The sequence below is a fragment of the Alteromonas sp. ASW11-130 genome (genome assembly GCF_026183735.1).
GTDB lineage: Bacteria > Pseudomonadota > Gammaproteobacteria > Enterobacterales > Alteromonadaceae > Alteromonas.
In genome coordinates, this window is sequence record NZ_JAPFRE010000025.1 from 106,695 (window position 1) to 126,861 (window position 20,167).

A 20,167-nucleotide genomic window follows, 5' to 3' on the forward strand; every position below is an offset into this window, starting at 1 on the left:
TTATAGTTCCCGTCTTCGATATCTGGCAGCATTGATAATCGACCAAATATGGAAAATTAAACCAATCGGCCAGAAGAAAAATAAAATTACTGTCATTGCTAGTGAATAACATCCATAGCTTAGAACACAAAACACCAGTGCACTTAATACTCTTCCCTGCACTAATTGGCCTAACCCGGGAATAAAAAAACTGCATACTGCGGCAATAACATTTCCACCTGAACCTTGACCTGACATATCATCTCTCTCGCAATTATGATTAGAATATGTTTCATTAATATACTAATTTAACGCGGCAGACAACGAACTGAAATAAAATGAAACGACTTTATCCCGATATTGCCGCTTATCAAAGTGGGTACTTAAAGACTTACTCGCACCATGAAATTTACTACGAACAAAGTGGGAATCCAGATGGTATTCCTGTTTTATACATTCATGGGGGGCCTGGAGCGGGCCTGTCACCCAACTATAAGTGTTTCTTTGATTCAGGCCGCTATCGCATCATCGGTTTCGAACAACGTGGCTGCGGACGCTCACGCCCATTTGGTGATGTAGAAAAAAATACCACGCAAGATTTACTGGAGGATATCGAGTTATTACGTGAACAACTTAACATTAACAAATGGGTAGTGTTCGGCGGCTCTTGGGGGACATTGCTAGGTTTGCTTTACGCGATGGCGCATCCAAACGCAGTTTACGGGCTAATTTTGCGAGGTATTTTTTTAGGCAGGCAAGAGGATATTGACTGGTTCATTTCAGCCGATGGCGGCGGAGCAATATATTTTCCTGAATATTATCAAAAATTTATCCAGGGGGTACCTGCTCCTACTGACACCCATGTTATTTTAAAATCATTTAGAGATGCCTTTACCAGCGAAAACGAAGTGAACAAACTTGCCGCGTTAAAACGATGGTATTGTTGGGAAGAGAGGCTTTCAAAACTGGTATTACCTATGGGGACGGGTGATATAACCAACCAATATCCTGTTCATCTTGTTACCAGCCTAGCAATGTTGGAATGCCACTATCTTTTCAATCATTGTTTCATTGAAGAAAATTTTATCATGCAGAATATCGACAAAATTGCTCATCTGCCTGCTACCCTTATCCATGGCCGTTACGATATGATATGTAAGCCTTCTGGCGCTTACTTACTACACAAAGCGTGGCCAAATAGCAGGCTTCAAATGGTTCCTGACGCAGGGCATAGCACTTCAGAACCTGGGATTGGTTATGCGTTGTGTCGCGCCAGCCGGGATATGGCGCGTTTTATCAGGGAGCAGCAATGATTGGCATTATTCAACGCGTGACTCAAGCCAGTGTAATGGTCGAACATACCATCACGGCTCAAATCAACCAAGGTCTGCTGTTACTTTTAGGAATAGAAAGAGATGACAGTTCAGACCATATCGAAAAGCTGGTTAAAAAGGTGACGCACTATCGGCTTTTTGCTGATACAGATGGAAAAATGAATCTCAACGTGCAACAAGTCAATGGGAGTATTCTGGTGGTATCACAATTCACGTTAGTGGCCGATACCAGTAAAGGTAACCGACCTGGCTTTTCAAGAGGTGCCACGCCGGAACATGGCGAGAAAATGTACGACGAATTTATCGAAACACTTTCCAATACAGGAATCCACACTCAATCTGGTAAATTCGGTGCCGATATGCAGGTATCACTAATTAATGATGGTCCGGTCACCTTTTCATTTAAGGTTTAATTAAAGGTTAAAGGTCTTGTTTCGTTATCCCCCCTCATGTTTAATGGATTAATTATAGGTTAACGTATGGTTTGTCAGTGTTTAGAGTTGTAAAACCCAAAAGCGATGAAGAATTCGAAGCTTACTTTAGTTTTCGCTGGACGTATCTCAGACAACCGTGGAATTTCCCCCCGGGCTCTGAAAAAGATGAGTACGAGCAAGTTGCAGAGCACCGTATGATCATCAATACTGCCGGCGAGATTGTTGCGTGTGGCAGAGTTCACCTGAACACCGCCGAAGAGGCGCAGATTAGGCATATCGCAGTACATTCAGCTTACCAGCGCAAAGGATTGGGACAAATGATTCTTGGCGCGTTAGAAGCTGTAGCGCGAGATCTAGGTGCTATAAGGGCAGTCACTAACAGCCGAGAAATTTCTATTCCATTCTTTACCGCCTGTGGCTTTTCTATTGAAAGAGAAGCGCCCACTGAATTAGGCACACTGCGTCGCCAACAGATGGTTAAAAAGCTAAGCGATTTAAGTTCCCTTGTCATGCATCCTAACTGGTGTAAGGAATTACAAAAAACCTGGTCTGATACTATTCCTATAACCGACCATATGGGTATTAAAATTCACCAGTTTACTGGCCGGACGCTGGAAACCCGTGCGTCCTTAAATAAAAATATTAATATTCACGGTACTATGTTTGCTGGAAGCATTTTTTCCTTAGCCACACTGACAGGGTGGGGAATGATATTTCTGCAATTAAAAGAAAAGAAAACGCCAGGTGATATCGTATTAGGAGATGGTGATATTCATTACCATAAACCTATCACCATGAAGCCCAGAGCTATTTGTAACATTGAAACACTGTCAGGCAAGTTAACTAGTTTAGATAAAGGTAAAAAAGCAAAATTGACCGTTCAGGTAGATATTTTAGATGGCGATGATCCGGTCGCAGAATTCAAAGGCGTATATTGGGTATTGCCACCCAAACAAAAGAAGAGAGCCGCTTCCGAAGAAGAGTAAAACCTTAGCGACGAAATCTGAAAAATACCATCAAAGGTAAAAAGGTAAGAAGGTAAAAAGGTAAAAAGGTAAAAAGGCTTCGTCGCTTCAAACAAAAAAGGCCTCTGGAAAAGAGACCTTGTGGGTAGATGAAAAGCTTAAGCTACCATTGCTGCTTGCAGCTTTTTCATTGCGTTCTTTTCAATTTGACGAACGCGTTCTGCGGAAACCTGATACTTGTCAGCTAAATCTTGCAGAGTAATTTTGCTATCGGCCAACCAACGGGTTTCGATGATATCCTGACTACGCTCATCAAGGGTTTTGATGGCTGAATACAAACGCTTAGATGCGTTAGTATCCCAATCATTGTTAATCACATCCATTTCAACGTCAGCGCTCTTATCTTCGAGAAACTGAACAGGCGCAAAACTACCGCTTTCATCGTCATCAGCAGACAAATCAAATGCTTGATCCTGACTGCTCATGCGCGCTTCCATCTGCAATACTTCTTTGGTACTCACACCCAGCTCGTCAGCAACCGTTTGCACTTCATCGTGAGTAAACCAACCCAGACGTTTTTTCGCCTTGCGCAGGTTAAAGAATAATTTACGTTGCGCTTTAGTGGTTGCTACCTTCACAATACGCCAGTTTTTAAGTACGAATTCGTGAATTTCCGCTTTTATCCAATGTACAGCAAATGATACCAGTCTGACTCCTACAGTAGGGTCAAAGCGTTTTACCGCTTTCATCAGCCCAATGTTGCCTTCCTGAATTAAGTCAGCCTGAGGTAAACCATAACCAGAGTAAGATTTTGCAATATGTACCACAAAACGCAGATGCGACATAACCAGCTTTCTCGCAGCGCCCAAATCATCTTCTTCGCGCAAACGAGTAGCTAAATCACGTTCTTCTGCTGCAGATAGCATATCAATCCCGCTAACTGCCTGGATATAGCCCTCAATACTACCGTTATGAGGCACAGTCAGGGCCATAGATCGCAAATTGTTGCTCATAATCACCTCATTTTAAAACTCGCCGGAGTATAACATTGCAAAAGACACCTTGCGAGTTTAATGAAAAATCTCCACTCTACGGAAAAAGAAATATAGAGTACCTTGAGTAAATATCAAGACCTGCGTTGGAATAAAAAAGTTCCCACGAGCATGCAGATTAAACTATCTTAATCATAGTGTGAATGATAATTATCATATTGAGTTGCCATTTTTCGTGACGCAAATGATGAAAAAATCACCCTCAAATGGCAGTATAGTTAGAAAACTGCATGCACGAAATTCAGATAAATGCGCTAACATTTACTTTAGCGGTGGAGAATTAACAGGAATACTATGTTTGCATATATTGCCCGCCAGCCGATATTCGACGTGAACCGAGAAGTTTTCGCATACGAACTTCTGTTTCGTGACGGTGAAAAAAACTGTTTCCCCGATATTCCTCCCGATGAAGCCACATCTAAACTCTTAGCTTCCAGCCACTTAAGCCTGGGTTTAGAAGAAATAGTGGGTGATAAGTTAGCATTTATTAACTTTCATCGCGATACGCTGATGTATCGATTCCCCACTTCGCTTGATGCTTCTCAAGTGGTGATTGAGGTGTTAGAAACCATCAAGGTTGATAATCAGCTTGTAAAAGCATGCAAACATCTACGTGGGTTGGGTTTTCTATTGGCACTAGACGATTACGACTCGACCGAAAAGTGGCGACCGTTTTTACCTTTTACCAGCATAATAAAGTTTGATATCACCACGATGTCGGCGGAGGAGATAGCCAAACTTGTTCCGGAATTAAAGGAACGCCGCATTAAACTGGTGGCCGAAAAAATAGAAACCTATAGTGAGTTCGAAAAATTCAAAGCAATGGGCTTTGATTATTTTCAGGGATATTTCCTGGCATATCCTGAACTTGTTCGCCATCGCACGTTAGAATCCTCAAAAGTCACCCTTCTGGAGCTGCTAACCGCCAGTGCTGCTATCAAAATGGATTTTGATAGAGTGAATGCTATATTAGAGCGCGATGTGTCGCTAACATATCTGTTATTACGCTTCATCAATAATCCCATGTTTAACAAGCGCAATAAAATTACTTCGCTTAAACATGCGCTGACCTATATGGGTGAAGTGGAAGTGAAAAAATTCATCGCTTTAATTGCTTTAGCTAATCTAAGTGAAGGCCAGCCATCTGAATTACTGCAAATGTCACTGGTTCGGGCGAAATTTTGCGAGCTGGTATCTGTGGCTTTGAAACAAAACGATAACCCTCCCATAGGTTTTCTCACCGGGCTTTTGTCATTACTAGATGCGCTTATGGAACAGCCAATGGAAGGGTTAATGAAAAAAATACCGGTAAGCGAAGAGGTTAAAGACGCGCTTTGCGGGAGACAAAACTTGCTCAAGGATTGTCTACTTTTGGTTACACATTTTGAAAGTGCTAACTGGGCTGGGATAAAAAAACTCGCTGCGAAACATGAGCTTAAACAGTCCTTATTACACAGTTTTTACAATGAATCCATAAAGTGGGGCCGGTCTATGCAAGCTTGCGCACATCAATAATTAGGTTTCATTTCGCATCTCACAGCAAAGCTACTCGTTCTTACTCACTACTGAGGTAGTGAAAGAGTAGATTATAATTTAGCCGTGAGGTAAAGTGATACCTCCCCAGAGGAGGCTTTCCCATATAGGGGCATTACCATAACTATAAAAAGAAGTGTTTGTCGTGAGGAATCATCTCAGTAACATGTTTGCTTTTATTGCTCGCCAACCGATCCTTGATCGCGAAAAAGAGGTGTTTGCATATGAGTTACTTTTCAGGGACGGGAAAGGTGGCACCTATCCAGAATTAGATTCAGAAAAAGTGCGCTATATTTCGCGGCGATTTAATGCCTTAGGGTTGGACGATATTTGCGGGGAAAAAACATCTTTCATCAACTTTAGTTCAGAAACTCTGATATCCCGGTTTCCTACAACGCTCAACCCCGAAACTGTGGTAGTAGAAATCACACAAAATCCATCCCATCAAACGGGACTGTTTGAAGCCTGCCAACATATAAAGCAGCTTGGCTTTAAGCTTGCGATTGATGATCCTATGATGATAAGTGGTAAACACGAGATTTTCCCGCTGCTGGACATTGTCAAAGTGGACGTTTCGAAAAGCCGCTTTGAACTAATTGAGAAAAATATTCCTCGCTTTGTAGATTCAAATATCCGCTTGGTAGCAGAGCAGGTTGAAACGCACGAACAATTTAATATCTGTCGGGACCTGGGCTTTGATCTATTTCAAGGTTACTTCTTCGCACAACCCGAGACTCGGGTCCAACGTCAGTTACCTGCGTCTAAGATGAACCTAGTGGATTTAATGGGGGAAAGCTCTCAGTCCCACTTAGATTTAAATCGGGTTAACCAAATAATTGAACGAGATGCGGCACTAAGCTATATCCTGCTTAAGTTTATTAATAACCCAACAATTAACAAGCGCTACAAAATTACCTCCCTTAACCATGCGCTAAACTACATGGGCGAAATTGAAATAAAGAAATTTATCGCTCTGTTGTCGTTAGCCAATCTTGGTGACGATAAACCCCTCGAACTTATTCACATGTCCTTGGTAAGGGCGAAGTTCTTCGATTTATTGTCTCAAGAACGAAAAATTAATACCAATCCTCCTATCGGCTTTCTAGTGGGCTTATTCTCCCTACTGGACGCTTTGCTTGACCAAAACATGGAAGAGATTTTAAAGCAGCTGCCTTTAACCGATACGGTGAACGATGCATTGATGGGCAGAAATGAAGAATTCAACAGTTACGTACAATTAGTAAGAGCGTTTGAAGGTGCATTGTGGCTGAATGTGGTGAAACAGTCCCACACATTGGAAATTGACCAAAAATTTCTACATAGCTTATACAATCAAGCAATTGTATGGGGTAATGGCGTCAGAAATTCCATTTCAGCTTATTTCCCACGTCCTGCTGTTGGGTAAATAGGAGGCTGAACTTTAATCCCCATTCGATTTAGTTTAAAGACCGGATTAAATCTCATTAGCTGAGTTTCAAGCAAGGGTACGGCGGCTGTAGGTGGATCGACACCAACTATTTAAACACGTTTCATCGCTATGTTACTGGTGAAATATTATGTACCGTGTGTCTGGATAAAGACGAGTGTCGTACAAGCTTATGGTTAGTATTGCTACCTTTTTTTTTCAGAACGAGTTAAACGAACAGATTGGGTAGCAAGTAGCAAGTAGCAAGTAGCAAGTAGCAAGTAGCAAGTAGCAAAGTGATGGTACGGTTGAAATCAGTCACCACGCTATTACTTTTTTAGCTACGTACGCGATTATTCGCTGGGAATGCATGCGCTACATTTAATATGTACTTGGTCAATCAGCATCAAGCTCCAATTTCTCTCTTTGAGAAAATTAAGACAATCGAATCCAAGAGGCAGTTATAAACTTTAAAGAAGTATGCTGGGTCAACGCTGCAACAGTAAACGCTATCAACTATAGAATAGCGCTCCGCGTTCACACCGTTTCAGTAGGCGTAACGTCGCGATTTATCACATCCCGGCTATTATTTCCGAGTATAGTAAAGCGATTCTCATGGGCGTTCGACCAGCGCCATTCCATTATCACCTAGGCTCTATTTCTCTTACATGGCGCTGGACCGCAATCATTGAGCCAATCAGGCCTAAGGCTACTGACAAGCCCAGCATGGTGAACAACGCCGTTCCTGTCAGCCCAGTGATATCAAACTCCTTTTGATATAATTCCGCAAACGCTTCAATACTGCTGTCCATCCACCAAAGAATTATGATAACAGCTAACCAGGCAAGCAACCCTCCTAATAAGCCGTACCAGAAGCCTGTGTATAGAAAGGGCCTATGAATAAAAGAATCGGTAGCGCCGATAAGCTTCATTACTACTATTTCATCACGCTTATTCAGAATATTTAGTCTAATTGTGTTGCCGATAATGAGCACAACGGCAAGAAACAGCAATATCCCAATAAGCGAAACCAACTCTCTGGCAATATCCAATAGCGCGTATAAGCGTTCAAGCCATTCGATATCCAACTTACCTATATCAACCTCGCGCTGTTGTTTCAATTTATGCAACAGATCGGCTGCTGCAGCGGGTCCAGCGAATTTCTCCGCCGGCCGTACCAGAACTACATCAGGAAGCGGATTTGATTCTAGATACGCGACTGCATCACCTAAGCCGGAGAGTTGTTGAAACTCTTTTAGCGCCTCATCGGCAGGTACATACACGGTTGAATCAATTTCTTCCCAGGTTGATAAGCGGGCTAATAACTGCTGGGCGTTACCCGCCGTCGTTTGAGGGGTAAGAAAGAGGGAAATCTCCGAAGCCTGATCCCAGCCTGCACTGATCTTTTCAGTGTTTTTAACCAAAATATACAAAGTACTAGGCAGCGTGATACTCAACCCTAAAACCGCCACTGTCATAATTGAAGCTGCCGGTTGACGCCATAACTCACCCAAACTGTTCAAAGCTTGTCTAAGATGGCTAATAAAAAGCATGCTAACTTGTTGTACAAAACCAATGCGTACGTCACTCGCTCCGTGAGCGCGACCTTTAAACAATAAACTCATTGCCACGCCCCTTCCTTTTCATTTAAACCGTCTGTAATCATCTGGCCGTTTCTTAAGGTTAGTGTGCGGTAACGCATGCGCGCTATTAGGCCTAAATCGTGGGTAGCTATAAACACGGATACGCCAGCCTGATTGAAATCTTCAAACAGGCTAATAATTTCCATAGAAAGCTTGGGGTCCAGATTCCCGGTCGGCTCATCGGCCAACAATAGAGGAGGCTTGTTAACCACCGCTCGCGCAATACCCACCCGCTGTTGTTCGCCTCCGGATAACATCAGAGGCGAATTTTTTGCCATTTGACTTAATCCCACCATCTCTAGTGCTGCCTCTACGCGGCGCGAGGTTTCTTTGCGGGTGTAACCTTCGATGATTAGTGGCAATGCAACATTGTCAAACACCGATTTATCCATCAACAAGTGATGATTCTGAAAAATCATTCCAATATCGCGACGAATAAAGGCGATTTGGCGTCGAGTAATCGTATTTAGGTCGTGACCGTTTATTAATACACGCCCTACGGTGGGGCGTTCCATAATACTGATAAGCTTAAGCAACGTACTTTTCCCAGCGCCAGAATGACCGGTTAAAAACGCCATTTCCCCTGGTTCAATATGAAAATTGACTTTACTTAATGCGCGTTGCCCGCCGGGATAGGTTTTACTAACCTGCTCAAACTTAATCATGTCGACATCCCTAACAACCTACTTCTTATTTTCAATAATTTTTATTGTTTGTTTTCTTGTTCACTGAATAGTGCGTCTATAAATTCGTCACTGTTGAACGGACGTAAGTCGTCGATGCTCTCGCCTACACCTATATAGCGAATGGGAATACCAAACTGATCTGCGATCGAGAATATCACTCCACCTTTGGCTGTACCATCCAGTTTTGTTAGCGTAATCCCTGTTAATCCCACCGCCTGGCTGAATAATTTTGCCTGACTGATAGCATTCTGGCCCGTCCCAGCGTCCAGCGCCATCATAACTTCGTGAGGCGCTTCAGGGTTAAGCTTTTTCATTACCCTGACCACTTTTTTTAACTCTTCCATCAAGTGGTCTTTGTTCTGCAATCGTCCGGCAGTATCGGCAATTAACACATCCATTTTTTTCGATTTGGCAGATTCTAATGCATCGTAGAGTACGGAAGCACTGTCGGAACCCGTTGGTTGCGCAATGACAGGAATATTATTACGTTCCCCCCAGACCTGAAGCTGTTCTACCGCTGCTGCCCTGAAGGTATCACCCGCCGCCAACATAACCTTTTTACCTTGCTGCTGAAATTGCTTGGCTAATTTACCGATGGTGGTCGTTTTCCCCACCCCGTTAACGCCCACCATTAAGATAACGAATGGCCCCTCACTGGCATCGTGAGTTCTCATTACGGAGTCTAATGGTTGATCCACATTTAGCAGCAAATCATGTAACTGAGTTTTAAGAATGCCGTACAATGCTTCAGCGTTTTTTAAATCAGAACGTTTAGCACTGTCTGTAAGCTTATCTATAATTTTCTGAGTGGTATCCATTCCCACATCTGCCATCAATAACTGCGTTTCTAAATCTTCGTACAGTTCATCATCGATGGTTTTGCCTTTAAACAGGCTGATAAAGCCACTCCCCAGGTTGGAGCGCGTTTTGCCCAAGCTGGCTTTAAGCCGCTGAAATAAAGACGGGCGAGGTTTTTCTGGTTCTGGTTCTGGTTCTGGTTCTGGTTCCACAGTATCTACAACTGGCTCAGCGTTTTGTTCAGAAACAGCGACAGTTTCAGATTCGCCGACAGGATCGTGATCTAGATTACTCGTTGATTCTTCTGGCCTCTCTGAAACCTCGTTCACTAGCTTTGATGGCGTTTCAGCCTCTATTTCAACAGAGAAAGAAGTAGAAGGTTCCTCCTCAACTACGGGTTCTTTCTCTCCTGTGGGCGGATTTTCTGTCGAAAGCTCTTTCTCAGCTAAAGACTCTGCCTGCGCTGAGGACGTCGCGCTTGACTCGGAAGATGTTTTGTCTGATTGAGTCACTTCTGTTGAAGGTTTTTCTTCAGGTGACTTGTTCTTTTTAAACCAGTTAAAAAGTTTGGACATTGCTGGGACAATTCCTTATATGAAAATACAAATTAGGCTACACTTGCCGCCATGGAATTTCCCTATCATAGCATTGTCAGTCTTAATGAAGCGAGCATCAAAAAAAGCCAGCAGCCGAATAGCCTCAGGTTCGATTAGAATCATAAGTGGGCAATGGCGCGGCCGAAAACTTCCAGTCATCAACGCCGACGGGCTGCGTCCCACCACTGACCGTAATAAAGAGATGCTTTTTAACTGGCTAATGCATGATGTTCGTGATAGCAAGGTTCTCGATATGTTTGCGGGTTCCGGCGGGCTTGGTTTTGAGGCATTATCCCGCTACGCGACAAACTGTACCTTTCTAGAATATGACAAAATAGCCGTTCAATGTATTCAACAAAATATAGCTACCCTGGGCGCACAGGCGCAGGTTCTCCAGGGAGACGCACTACAATTAGCGGCATCGCTGACGGGGTCTTTCGATCTCATATTTGTAGATCCGCCTTTTCACCAAGGCCTGACACAACAAGCCATAGATGCCATTGAAAAACATCAACTGCTCAATGCTGATGGGTTAATTTATCTTGAGCAGGAAAAGCAGCATCCATTACCGCACCTCCCGGATAACCTAACAATAATTAAACAGAAACAAACGGCGCAGGTTAGCTGTCTGCTTCTTCATCGTCGATAACAATACCCAGATTCGAAATGCCCTCTTCCAGCGCAAGCTGTTTAACCTGCTGACAAGCTTCTTTCTGTTTTGTTGCTGCATCCAAATAGTCAAGTAACTGCGCTTGTACCTCAATTTCAAATTCCATTAGAGGATGGCTGCGTACAGTTTCGTCATCGGCCTCGCCCGAGGCAAGCAAGTAATTTTCGACACTCCCTTGAGACAGTTTGCTGATAACCACAGCGCCTTGCAGATCCTGTTTCAAGATCAAATTTAGACACGCAGCGACACCAATTGCAGCGTCTATTGCCGGGTAAACACCAAAAGAATCGTAGTCGGTGGTATCAGGCGTTGCCTGCTCAACCTTTTCAAGTTGCAGCGCAAAGTTGATTTTACTTTTTGGACTTAAAAGCGCTTCCCAGACTAGATTCAAGCACTTGCGCAATACATCACTGTCTTCTGCGTCAGTGGCAGCACAAAATAATTCATAATTTGGCACCATACGTTCAAGAAGCGCAGCACTGAACGCTACCGCTTTCCATCCCTCAAGTTCGCGTACTCGGGCAAACGTATTTAACTTTTTCGTCATTACTTCATTCCTAATTGAGGGGTGTAATAATTACCCACGCCATCTAACAACATCTGTATAGCAATCATCACTAATATCATTCCCATCAATCGCTCTACTGCCGTTAAGCCACGTTCTCCCAATAACTTATGGAACAGACCTGAAAATAATAGAATCACCGCACTGACTAACCAGGCAGCGCTTAAAGCAATAGTCCAGTCGAGCATCCGATCTGGATTTTGATTAGCTAACAGTATCAGTGCTGCCATAGTAGAGGGTCCGGCTATCATGGGAATAGCCAGCGGTACAATGAAGGGTTCTTCTCCCACAGGTAATCCTGCGGCATTACCTGAGGTGGGAAATATCATTTTGATAGCGATCAAAAATAAGATAATCCCCCCCGCAATACTTACCGTTTCCTGACGAACGTTAAGGAAATCCAGCACTGATTGCCCGCTAAACAGAAAGATAAATAATATTGCCAGCGCAATGAGTAATTCGCGCAATAAAATAAAGCGCTGACGTTTGGGCTCGATGGTTTTTAACACAGACATAAAGACCGGTAAATTGCCCAACGGGTCCATGATCAGAAATAACATTATCGCAGCTGACCATGTATCCATAACTGACATATCTCCCCAACAAGTTAAAATACTGTTACTATTTTATGGTAAACGTTAAATTAAGCATTAAATTGCTTGAATCTACACTTTATAATTAGAAAATTTTAGCAAATTGTCGCATTTGCGCTTAACTAATACTATCACCCCAACGAGGATAATAAGAAATGAGTTTAATGACCGTAGCAGAAGTCGCAGCCTACTTGGATATAAAAGAGGTCAGGGTTGAGCGCCTCGAACGTGAAAGCTTGTTGGTATCAAAAGAAAAAGATGGAGATGGAAACCCTTTATTCGACAAAGGCGATGTAGAACGCTATAAAGTATTGGCAGAACGCTTAGGTGGTATCTAGCCGACGCAATTCAAAGTTGGTTAAAAACGAATTCAGCCCGAATATACAAATTCGGGCTGAGTTTTTTCTAGCCTTGCTGTTTTAATAAGCGGGCAATTGAACGAATTCCCACAGCACTCGCGCCCACTGGCATTTCCGGTGACCCTTTACTGTGATAGGCCGCGGCCAAATCTAAATGAATCCAGCCTTTTCCTTCTGGATTAACAAATCTCGCCAGGAAGCCTGCTGCATTAGACGCACCACCGCCGCCACCTCCTTTCTGAGGACGACTATTCGCCGTATCAGCGAATGCAGAAGGACATCTGTCTTTATGCCACTGTTCCAACGGTAATGCCCAAAAACGTTCAGATTCCGCTTTGGCGCATTCGAGCATGGATTCTCTGGCACGTTCATCCATGCTGAATACTGCGTGGTAATCGTTCCCTAACGCCACCGTGGCTGCGCCAGTGAGCGTAGCGGCATCAACAATCAACGACGCATTTGTTTCACTGGCTGCCATCAGACCATCGGCTAAAACTAAACGGCCTTCGGCGTCAGTATTCACGACCTCAACGGTGACACCGTTTTTGTATGTGAGCACATCTCCAAGTTTATAAGCATGACCACTGATCAGGTTTTCAGCACAACATAAGAAAAGTTTAACGCGGGTATTAAGACCTTGTAGTATTGCAAGCCCTAGTGCGCCGGTTACCGTAGCAGCGCCACCCATGTCGCACTTCATGTCTAACATACCTTCGCTTGATTTGATTGAATAACCCCCGCTATCAAAGGTGATGCCTTTACCCACAAGCGCCGTAGTTACCGGCGCGTTGGCATCACCGGTCGGATTATAGTCCAGTTCTAACAGAACCGGAGGACGTTCACTTCCGCGACCCACGTTGTAAATACCAATCCACCCCGCTTCCACTAACTCCTCGCCGGTAATCATCGAATAGCTTACTGTTTGAGGAGAAAGCGACTTAATCCATTCTGCGGCCCGATTGGCCAAATTTTCAGGGGATAACTCTTCGGGGGTGTCATTGACAAGCTTGCGAGTAAATAGCATTGCTTCATAGCATTTTTGAATACGATCCTTATCAGCATTGTCGCAAAACGTTATTTTTGATGGGTTGCGCGGTCTGGTAAAACTCAATGCAAATACCCACTGATGTTCGAACTGCCATTCTCCTGTCAGCACGACTTCAGGTATGCTCAGCCCGTCCAGTTTTCTGGCTGCCTGCTGAATAGCAAGAAGCCCGTCGCCTGACTCTGGCAAATGAATAGTGGCACCATTTTCAGTGAAACTAACCAACGCCTTTTCGCCCCACCCAGCAGTTGCTGGCTGCGTTGCCAAAGAGACAGTAAATTGTGTCATAACAAATCCTTAGTAAGCTTTGATAGACTAGTGATCTTGGTTCACCTAGTCCACTTTTCAACTATGAAGTTTAGTACGCCCTTAATTAAAGGAAAACTTATTAAACGTTACAAACGTTTCTTAGCCGATGTGGAATTGAGCGATGGCTCAATTGTTACCGCCCACTGCCCCAATACCGGGGCAATGACAGGATGCGCGGAACCCGGCTTCCTGGCCTATCTACGCTACAGCGACGATCCAAAACGCAAATTAAAATATACATGGGAAATTGCCAGAACGTTTACCGGAGAGTTTATCGGTGTAAATACGCATAACGCCAATAAATTGGTGGCTGAAGCCCTAATAGAAAAGCGCTTACCCGGATTTGAACATATTGACGATTTTAAGGCCGAAGTGAGGCCCCCGGGAAGTGACAGTCGTTTCGATTTTCGATTGCGCTTCAACAATGAAGAGTCGTTTTTGGAAGTGAAATCGGTAACACTAGCAGAAGGTAACTGTGGTTTCTTTCCTGACGCGAAGACAACGCGAGGAGCTAAACATTGTCTCGCGTTAGCTAATCTCGCCAGTCAGGGAATTAAAGCGGAACTTTTATTTTGTGTTCAACACTCGGGAATAAAAGAAGTGAAACTGGCTAACCATATTGATCCAGCCTATGCAGAATCCGTACTCTTTGCCAGTCAGAAAGGCGTCAAAATTAGGGCTGTGAGTTGTTATATTGATGAAGAAAAAGTAACAATAAATCAATCACTCCCAATAATTTTGTAAAAAATAAGTTGATTTTTTCAAATGAAGCGCCATATTTGCGCCTTGCTTTACCGTTGTGGTTCAAAACAAATCAATTTGATTCCACAATTGATCGTTGCCTGTAACGATACCGGTGAGGATAGATTACAAAGACGCTTAACATTGCTTGCACTGTTCGATTCTGCTATAGATATTCGATCGGTTTGGCGGAACTAAGTGTCGTGGTGTAGGAGATGTGACACATGTCAACAGGAAATGAAACGAAATCGCTAGGGTTACTCGCCTTAGCAGGACTAAAGCCTTATCAGCCTAGTGCTGATGAAGAGTACATGAATGAAGCGCAGATGGAGCATTTCCGCCTGTTGCTAAAGGCATGGCGCAATCAACTTCGTGAAGAAGTCGATCGCACAGTCACGCATATGAAAGATGAAGCGGCGAATTTCCCTGACCCGGTTGATCGGGCTGCTCAGGAAGAAGAGTTTAGCTTAGAACTTCGTACACGTGACCGTGAACGTAAACTTATCAAAAAAATCGAAAAAACGCTTAAGCGTATTGAAGATGATGATTTTGGTTTTTGCGATCAGTGTGGCATCGAAATCGGTATTCGCCGTTTAGAAGCCAGACCTACAGCCGACCTTTGCATTGATTGCAAAACGATGGCTGAAATTAAAGAAAAGCAGTTACAGGGTTAACCCCTAAAACCGCGTGAATGACTCGGGCCGTTCATCTGGCGGCCTGATGTATTTGTTCGTTTATGACTCCACCCTTACCTTATATTGGTCGTTTTGCCCCATCTCCGTCAGGTCCATTGCATTTCGGCTCACTGGTTGCTGCAGTGGCGAGCTTTTTAGATGCACGCAAGCACAACGGCACATGGTTACTTAGAATCGAAGATATAGATAAACCGCGGACTGTTGAGGGCGCGGATAGCGCGATCATGCGTACGCTTAACGCACACCACTTACACTGGGACGGCAAGGTGAGCTATCAGTCTGACCAGCACCACCACTATCAAGTCGTGATACAAACATTACTAGACCAGCAGCAAGCCTATCACTGTCGCTGTACGCGCAAAATTATCAGACAGACTGGTGGTGTGTACCAGGGGACGTGTAGATATAAGCAACATGCTGAATTCGGCAGCGCAGTGCGGCTTTACGTTGATACGCCTCAACGTCAGTTTACTGACCGTATACAGGGTGAAGTTGTCATTACTGACGCGCATGCATTGGAAGATACGGTGATTAAACGTCGAGATGGACTCTTTTCATATAATCTAGTAGTGGTATTAGACGACATTGCCCAAGGGGTCACCCATGTTGTCAGGGGGCATGATTTACTTAACACTACAGCAGCGCATTTAACATTGTACAATCTCTTAAACCAGTCTCCACCGCAGTACGCCCACTTCCCTGTAGCTGCAATGCTACCAGGACAAAAATTAAGCAAACAAAATCGTGCCAGAGCGGTGGACGACTCAAACCCACTCGGAAACTTGCGTAAAGTGCTGAAGTTTCTTACGATTTGGCAACCCGAATGCGATAACATTGATAGTTGTGAGACCTTACTGGAGTGGGCAACGATGCGATGGGATTGCAAAAAACTGCCTAAAAAAGCTGAAATTATTGTCGATCAGGACAATAGCCCGTATTATTACGGGCCTTAATTGCTCTGGAGAAACTGTCATCATTACGCGAGTTGTCAATTCCGTCAAACGAGTGCTAGGTAAAGCATCTACTTCCCAGCCCGGTATTTCAGCCGTGACTGTACCACGTTCTGAACATGGTATATCCCGTGACGACATCAGCGAAAACGCGTTAAAAGTGCTTTATCGACTTAATAAAGCTGGCTATCAGGCGTATCTGGTAGGTGGGTGTGTTCGTGATTTGATGCTAGGCATGAAACCAAAAGATTTTGATGTCGTAACGAATGCCACCCCGGAACAAATTAAAGAGCAATTTTATAATTGCCGTTTAATTGGCCGCAGATTTCGTCTTGCCCATATTGTCTTTGGCAGAGAAGTTATTGAAGTGGCCACCTTTAGAGGTCATCATCCTGGTGAAGAAGAAGAATCTTCAGCTTCTCATGCCAGACGCAATGAGCATGGACACCTAACGCGCGACAACGTTTTTGGTAGTATCGAAGAAGATGCAGAACGCCGTGACTTCACGTTTAATGCTATGTACTACAGCGTGGTAGACTTTGCAGTCATCGATTTTGCAAACGGTCGTCAAGCTATTGAAAAACGGGAAGTGGACCTGATTGGTGATCCACAAGAGCGTTATCGTGAAGATCCAGTGCGGATGCTTCGTGCTATTCGCTTCGCAGCAAAACTCAATATGACCATTAGCCCGCGCACCGCCAGCCCAATTAAAGAAATGGCCGGCTTGCTGACTAACATCCCCCCTGCACGGCTTTTTGAAGAAACCCTAAAATTATTTATCAGCGGTAATGGTGTAGAAACATTCAAGCTACTCCAGGCGCACGGTCTGATAGAACCATTGTTTCCGCAGCTATCCGGATTTTTGAAAGCTGATTCTTCCAGAGAGATGCAATTTATCTATCGTGTATTAGAAAATACTGACGCCAGAGTTAACAACGAACAACGGGTGACCCCTGCTTTTCTGTACGCCGCGTTACTGTGGTATCCATTAGAAGAATACGCGCAGAAAATGATGTCTGAATCAGGCTTAAGTGCCCATGATGCTTACAACATTGCGATGTCAGAAGTGGTGCGCAAACAAACTCAGCGAATCATGATACCGAAACGTTTTTCCACCGTTATTCGTGATATCTGGATGTTGCAACAACGCCTGCCTAGACGCTTTGGTCGCCGAGCATTTCAAATCCTAGCTCACCCCAAATTTCGCGCAGGCTACGACTTCTTGCTTTTAAGAGGCGAAATAGAAGGTGGCGACCTATTGGAGCTGGCCGACTGGTGGACACAATTTCAAGATGCGCATCCAGCTCAACAAAAGAAAATGCTGACCACATTGCGCAACAAAGAAGGTGGCGCACCGCACAAGCCTCGACGCAAGCGCAAGCCCAGGAATAATGACAATGCATAAAGAACGGGCTTATATAGGCTTAGGCAGCAATATGGGCGAGGCTGGCAAACATATAGAATCCGCCTTTCTTGCAATTGCCGAATTAGAACATACACGGTTATTACGCACCGCCTCGTTATATCAAAGTGCTCCTATGGGTCCACAAAATCAACCTGACTTTATTAACTCGGTGTGTTTGGTGGAAACAGGGCTTGAGCCTGAGGTCTTGCTTAAACAATTGCAGCAAATTGAGAATGATCACGGCCGCGAACGTAAAGGCGAACGCTGGGGACCGAGGACACTTGACTTAGACATCCTTCTTTACGGTAATTATGAAATTGACACCGATATTCTTACCATTCCCCATTCAGGGATTGCAGATCGAGAGTTCGTATTAGTCCCATTATTTGAAATTGCCCCCAATATGGTAATGCCTGATGGCAAGCCTATTTCACAGTGGGTAGCGAGTTGTTCACTGGATGGTTTAAAACGCCTGCGTCCTTCCAATGAGCTATAAATAACGTATAGTTCGCCATTTCGCTTTTTAACGTTAACTTTAGGTATTCGTTATGAAAAAAGTATCGGTTTCTTCCCTCCTTGCACAGAAGCAAAAAGGTAAGAAAATTACTGCACTGACGGCATATGATGCTAGTTTTGCTAAGTTATTTGATGAAGCGGGTATCGATGTATTATTGGTCGGTGATTCCTTAGGCATGGTACTCCAAGGTGAAGATAGCACTTTACCGGTTACCATCGAACAAATGGCGTATCATACAAAGTGTGCCACCAAAGGAGTGCAAAATGCGTTTGTTATGGCGGATATGCCCTTTATGTCCTATGCCACGCCCGCGCAAGCATACGAAAACGCAGCTTTGCTTATGGCAGCAGGCGCGCAGATGGTTAAACTGGAAGGCGGTGAATGGCTTTTAGATACCATTGAAGGTTTAGTACAACGCAGTGTTCCTGTATGTGGACATTTGGGTCTCACGCCACAAGCGGTGAATGTAATAGGTGGTTTTAAAGTACAAGGACGGGAAGAAGCTAAAGCGCAAAAACTCGTAGATGATGCTATCGCGTTGGAAAAAGCGGGCGTTCAGTTATTAGTGCTTGAATGTGTTCCTACCTCACTGGGTAAAAAAGTGACAGAGCAATTGTCCATTCCGGTCATTGGCATAGGTGCTGGCGCTCACACCGATGGGCAGATATTAGTTATGCATGATATGTTCGGGATTAGTGCTAACTATATGCCTAAATTTTCAAAGAATTACCTGACCGATTCTGGTGACATTCGTAACGCAGTCAAACAATACAAAGAAGACGTGATTAGTGGCGTGTTTCCATCATCTGAGCATAGTTTCGAGTAACATAGATGCAAATTATCACGACAGTCAGCGAGCTTCGTCAATGGCGCGAAGCTCAACGTAAACAAAATAATGAGGTAGGTTTCGTACCTACTATGGGCAACCTCCATGAAGGCCACCTGCAGTTAGTAAAAGCAGCCAGTACAGCATGTGATGTCGTGATTACTTCCATTTTCGTCAATCCAATGCAATTTGGTCAAAACGAAGATTTGGATGCGTACCCCCGAACAATAGAACAAGATAAAGCGAAACTGTTATCCCTTGGTGTCGATGCTTTGTTTCTCCCTTCTGTTGACGAAATGTACCCGCGCGGCCTGTCTGAACAAACGTTTGTGGAAGTACCCGATATTTCACACATTCTTTGCGGATTAAGTCGCCCAGGCCACTTTCGAGGGGTCGCTACCGTAGTGGCAAAATTATTTAATATGGTACAACCAAATAGTGCCTTTTTTGGTGAAAAGGATTTTCAACAGCTTCTAGTCATTAAAACAATGGTTAAAGATTTATCTATGGATGTGGCCATTCAGCCCGTAGCAATAGAACGTGAGGCAGATGGTCTGGCGATGAGCTCGCGTAATGGTTATTTAAGTCAGCAAGAGCGATCGAAAGCATCCATACTCTATCAAACATTGTTAGACATTAAAAAAGCCATTCAAGCCGGAGACAGAGATTTTTTAGCATTGGAAACGCGTGCTCGTTCTGCTTTAAATCGTGAAGGTTTTGAGACCGATTATGTAAGCATCAGAAATGCCTTAACGTTCAGCCAAGCCGAGAAAGACGCTCCCCAGCTTGTAGTGCTGGTAGCAGCGTTTCTCGGCACTACCCGCTTGATCGACAATATCCAGTTTACTTGCTAGCGCACTCTGGCTAAACAGCTGTAATCTGAATAAGTGTCGGGCCGGGTTCCAACGTGGCAATAAGTCATTACACATGCCTTACTTCGCCATTCCAGAGATCATATTAGTACAGGTTGTGGTTTCTACTAATGCTTCACTTCTGATAACATACCTAAAGTTTAAGCGGATCATTCGATTCGCTGATAGTATTCGCAGGTCTATCTTATAAGTGCG

General features: G+C 44.0%; 22 protein-coding genes. 14 read left to right on the top strand and 8 right to left on the bottom strand.

Annotated elements, in window-relative coordinates:
• On the bottom strand, positions 1-237 hold the full coding sequence (locus tag OPS28_RS08940) for a hypothetical protein (RefSeq protein ID WP_265609111.1): 237 nt from the start codon (positions 235-237) through the stop codon (positions 1-3).
• 80 nt (positions 238-317) lie between these two features.
• On the opposite strand from OPS28_RS08940, the gene pip reads away from it, so the two are divergent.
• The 3 genes from pip (at position 318) to OPS28_RS08955 (ending at position 2,733) form a co-directional block, all read left to right on the top strand.
• Complete coding sequence (gene pip, locus OPS28_RS08945) at positions 318-1,292, top strand: prolyl aminopeptidase (RefSeq protein ID WP_265609112.1); 975 nt, start codon at positions 318-320, stop codon at positions 1,290-1,292.
• Positions 1,289-1,726 (top strand): D-aminoacyl-tRNA deacylase, encoded by a 438-nt coding sequence (gene dtd, locus OPS28_RS08950; RefSeq protein WP_265609113.1) that lies wholly within the window; start codon positions 1,289-1,291, stop codon positions 1,724-1,726. Before pip ends, dtd begins: the two co-directional genes overlap by 4 nt.
• Before the next feature lie 77 nt (positions 1,727-1,803).
• Positions 1,804-2,733, top strand: a complete 930-nt coding sequence (locus OPS28_RS08955) for a bifunctional GNAT family N-acetyltransferase/hotdog fold thioesterase (protein WP_265609114.1) — start codon at positions 1,804-1,806, stop codon at positions 2,731-2,733.
• A 137-nt stretch (positions 2,734-2,870) separates the two neighbouring features.
• Here OPS28_RS08955 and rpoH read toward each other — a convergent pair whose 3' ends face one another.
• Complete coding sequence (gene rpoH / locus OPS28_RS08960) at positions 2,871-3,725, bottom strand: RNA polymerase sigma factor RpoH (protein WP_265609115.1); 855 nt, start codon at positions 3,723-3,725, stop codon at positions 2,871-2,873.
• A gap of 333 nt (positions 3,726-4,058) precedes the next feature.
• On the opposite strand from rpoH, the gene OPS28_RS08965 reads away from it, so the two are divergent.
• The gene (locus tag OPS28_RS08965; RefSeq protein ID WP_265609116.1) at positions 4,059-5,279 is read left to right on the top strand and encodes an EAL and HDOD domain-containing protein; all 1,221 of its coding nucleotides are present in this window, start codon (positions 4,059-4,061) and stop codon (positions 5,277-5,279) included.
• A 184-nt stretch (positions 5,280-5,463) separates the two neighbouring features.
• On the top strand, positions 5,464-6,702 hold the full coding sequence (locus OPS28_RS08970) for an EAL and HDOD domain-containing protein (protein WP_265609153.1): 1,239 nt from the start codon (positions 5,464-5,466) through the stop codon (positions 6,700-6,702).
• Between the two features lie 644 nt (positions 6,703-7,346).
• Here the strand turns inward: OPS28_RS08970 and ftsX are convergent.
• Genes ftsX through ftsY form a run of 3 tightly spaced genes read right to left on the bottom strand, consistent with a single transcriptional unit; the run spans position 7,347 to position 10,404 of the window.
• On the bottom strand, positions 7,347-8,327 hold the full coding sequence (gene ftsX, locus OPS28_RS08975; protein WP_265609117.1) for a permease-like cell division protein FtsX: 981 nt from the start codon (positions 8,325-8,327) through the stop codon (positions 7,347-7,349).
• Positions 8,324-9,010 (bottom strand): cell division ATP-binding protein FtsE, encoded by a 687-nt coding sequence (gene ftsE / locus OPS28_RS08980; protein ID WP_265609118.1) that lies wholly within the window; start codon positions 9,008-9,010, stop codon positions 8,324-8,326. The genes ftsX and ftsE overlap by 4 nt, the downstream gene beginning before the upstream one ends.
• Positions 9,011-9,051: 41 nt before the next feature.
• The gene (ftsY, locus tag OPS28_RS08985; protein WP_265609119.1) at positions 9,052-10,404 is read right to left on the bottom strand and encodes a signal recognition particle-docking protein FtsY; all 1,353 of its coding nucleotides are present in this window, start codon (positions 10,402-10,404) and stop codon (positions 9,052-9,054) included.
• Positions 10,405-10,489: 85 nt separating this feature from the next.
• On the opposite strand from ftsY, the gene rsmD reads away from it, so the two are divergent.
• Positions 10,490-11,074, top strand: a complete 585-nt coding sequence (rsmD, locus tag OPS28_RS08990) for a 16S rRNA (guanine(966)-N(2))-methyltransferase RsmD (protein ID WP_265609120.1) — start codon at positions 10,490-10,492, stop codon at positions 11,072-11,074.
• On the opposite strand, the gene OPS28_RS08995 is transcribed toward rsmD, so the two are convergent.
• Positions 11,046-11,642, bottom strand: coding sequence for a YjaG family protein (locus tag OPS28_RS08995; RefSeq protein ID WP_265609121.1), 597 nt, complete (start codon positions 11,640-11,642; stop codon positions 11,046-11,048). The two genes, rsmD and OPS28_RS08995, sit on opposite strands and share 29 nt — an antisense overlap.
• Positions 11,642-12,244 carry a YhgN family NAAT transporter gene (locus OPS28_RS09000; protein ID WP_265609122.1) on the bottom strand — a complete coding sequence of 201 codons (603 nt, stop codon included), beginning with the start codon at positions 12,242-12,244 and terminating at the stop codon, positions 11,642-11,644. Before OPS28_RS09000 ends, OPS28_RS08995 begins: the two co-directional genes overlap by 1 nt.
• A 164-nt stretch (positions 12,245-12,408) precedes the next feature.
• Between OPS28_RS09000 and OPS28_RS09005 the strand changes: the two genes are divergently transcribed.
• On the top strand, positions 12,409-12,591 hold the full coding sequence (locus OPS28_RS09005) for a helix-turn-helix domain-containing protein (protein WP_265609123.1): 183 nt from the start codon (positions 12,409-12,411) through the stop codon (positions 12,589-12,591).
• A gap of 67 nt (positions 12,592-12,658) precedes the next feature.
• On the opposite strand, the gene pepB is transcribed toward OPS28_RS09005, so the two are convergent.
• A complete protein-coding gene (gene pepB / locus OPS28_RS09010; RefSeq protein WP_265609124.1) occupies positions 12,659-13,945 on the bottom strand; it encodes an aminopeptidase PepB in 1,287 nt (428 codons plus the stop codon).
• Between the two features lie 63 nt (positions 13,946-14,008).
• Between pepB and sfsA the strand changes: the two genes are divergently transcribed.
• From sfsA to panC, 7 genes are all read left to right on the top strand, one after another.
• The gene (gene sfsA / locus OPS28_RS09015; RefSeq protein WP_265609125.1) at positions 14,009-14,710 is read left to right on the top strand and encodes a DNA/RNA nuclease SfsA; all 702 of its coding nucleotides are present in this window, start codon (positions 14,009-14,011) and stop codon (positions 14,708-14,710) included.
• Positions 14,711-14,931: 221 nt separating this feature from the next.
• Positions 14,932-15,381, top strand: coding sequence for an RNA polymerase-binding protein DksA (dksA, locus tag OPS28_RS09020; protein WP_265609126.1), 450 nt, complete (start codon positions 14,932-14,934; stop codon positions 15,379-15,381).
• A 62-nt stretch (positions 15,382-15,443) separates the two neighbouring features.
• Positions 15,444-16,355: a tRNA glutamyl-Q(34) synthetase GluQRS gene (gene gluQRS, locus OPS28_RS09025; protein WP_265609127.1), complete on the top strand. Its 912-nt coding sequence runs from the start codon at positions 15,444-15,446 to the stop codon at positions 16,353-16,355.
• Positions 16,356-16,407: 52 nt separating this feature from the next.
• Positions 16,408-17,757 (top strand): polynucleotide adenylyltransferase PcnB, encoded by a 1,350-nt coding sequence (pcnB, locus tag OPS28_RS09030; protein ID WP_265609154.1) that lies wholly within the window; start codon positions 16,408-16,410, stop codon positions 17,755-17,757.
• Positions 17,750-18,253: a 2-amino-4-hydroxy-6-hydroxymethyldihydropteridine diphosphokinase gene (folK, locus tag OPS28_RS09035; protein WP_265609128.1), complete on the top strand. Its 504-nt coding sequence runs from the start codon at positions 17,750-17,752 to the stop codon at positions 18,251-18,253. The genes pcnB and folK overlap by 8 nt, the downstream gene beginning before the upstream one ends.
• Before the next feature lie 52 nt (positions 18,254-18,305).
• Entirely contained in the window at positions 18,306-19,100 is a 795-nt protein-coding gene (gene panB / locus OPS28_RS09040; protein ID WP_265609129.1) for a 3-methyl-2-oxobutanoate hydroxymethyltransferase, read from the top strand.
• Positions 19,101-19,105: 5 nt separating this feature from the next.
• Positions 19,106-19,954 (top strand): pantoate--beta-alanine ligase, encoded by an 849-nt coding sequence (gene panC / locus OPS28_RS09045; RefSeq protein ID WP_265609130.1) that lies wholly within the window; start codon positions 19,106-19,108, stop codon positions 19,952-19,954.
• Positions 19,955-20,167 lie beyond the last annotated feature (213 nt).

What these genes read in the sequence shown, in the direction of transcription:
- OPS28_RS08940 (WP_265609111.1), bottom strand. Translation starts at nt 237, where the DNA reads ATGTCAGGTCAAGGTTCAGGTGGAAATGTTATTGCCGCAGTATGCAGT.
- pip (WP_265609112.1), top strand. Translation starts at nt 318, where the DNA reads ATGAAACGACTTTATCCCGATATTGCCGCTTATCAAAGTGGGTACTTA.
- dtd (WP_265609113.1), top strand. Translation starts at nt 1,289, where the DNA reads ATGATTGGCATTATTCAACGCGTGACTCAAGCCAGTGTAATGGTCGAA.
- rpoH (WP_265609115.1), bottom strand. Translation starts at nt 3,725, where the DNA reads ATGAGCAACAATTTGCGATCTATGGCCCTGACTGTGCCTCATAACGGT.
- OPS28_RS08965 (WP_265609116.1), top strand. Translation starts at nt 4,059, where the DNA reads ATGTTTGCATATATTGCCCGCCAGCCGATATTCGACGTGAACCGAGAA.
- OPS28_RS08970 (WP_265609153.1), top strand. Translation starts at nt 5,464, where the DNA reads ATGTTTGCTTTTATTGCTCGCCAACCGATCCTTGATCGCGAAAAAGAG.
- ftsX (WP_265609117.1), bottom strand. Translation starts at nt 8,327, where the DNA reads ATGAGTTTATTGTTTAAAGGTCGCGCTCACGGAGCGAGTGACGTACGC.
- ftsE (WP_265609118.1), bottom strand. Translation starts at nt 9,010, where the DNA reads ATGATTAAGTTTGAGCAGGTTAGTAAAACCTATCCCGGCGGGCAACGC.
- ftsY (WP_265609119.1), bottom strand. Translation starts at nt 10,404, where the DNA reads ATGTCCAAACTTTTTAACTGGTTTAAAAAGAACAAGTCACCTGAAGAA.
- rsmD (WP_265609120.1), top strand. Translation starts at nt 10,490, where the DNA reads ATGAAGCGAGCATCAAAAAAAGCCAGCAGCCGAATAGCCTCAGGTTCG.
- OPS28_RS08995 (WP_265609121.1), bottom strand. Translation starts at nt 11,642, where the DNA reads ATGACGAAAAAGTTAAATACGTTTGCCCGAGTACGCGAACTTGAGGGA.
- OPS28_RS09000 (WP_265609122.1), bottom strand. Translation starts at nt 12,244, where the DNA reads ATGGATACATGGTCAGCTGCGATAATGTTATTTCTGATCATGGACCCG.
- OPS28_RS09005 (WP_265609123.1), top strand. Translation starts at nt 12,409, where the DNA reads ATGAGTTTAATGACCGTAGCAGAAGTCGCAGCCTACTTGGATATAAAA.
- pepB (WP_265609124.1), bottom strand. Translation starts at nt 13,945, where the DNA reads ATGACACAATTTACTGTCTCTTTGGCAACGCAGCCAGCAACTGCTGGG.
- sfsA (WP_265609125.1), top strand. Translation starts at nt 14,009, where the DNA reads ATGAAGTTTAGTACGCCCTTAATTAAAGGAAAACTTATTAAACGTTAC.
- dksA (WP_265609126.1), top strand. Translation starts at nt 14,932, where the DNA reads ATGTCAACAGGAAATGAAACGAAATCGCTAGGGTTACTCGCCTTAGCA.
- gluQRS (WP_265609127.1), top strand. Translation starts at nt 15,444, where the DNA reads ATGACTCCACCCTTACCTTATATTGGTCGTTTTGCCCCATCTCCGTCA.
- folK (WP_265609128.1), top strand. Translation starts at nt 17,750, where the DNA reads ATGCATAAAGAACGGGCTTATATAGGCTTAGGCAGCAATATGGGCGAG.
- panB (WP_265609129.1), top strand. Translation starts at nt 18,306, where the DNA reads ATGAAAAAAGTATCGGTTTCTTCCCTCCTTGCACAGAAGCAAAAAGGT.
- panC (WP_265609130.1), top strand. Translation starts at nt 19,106, where the DNA reads ATGCAAATTATCACGACAGTCAGCGAGCTTCGTCAATGGCGCGAAGCT.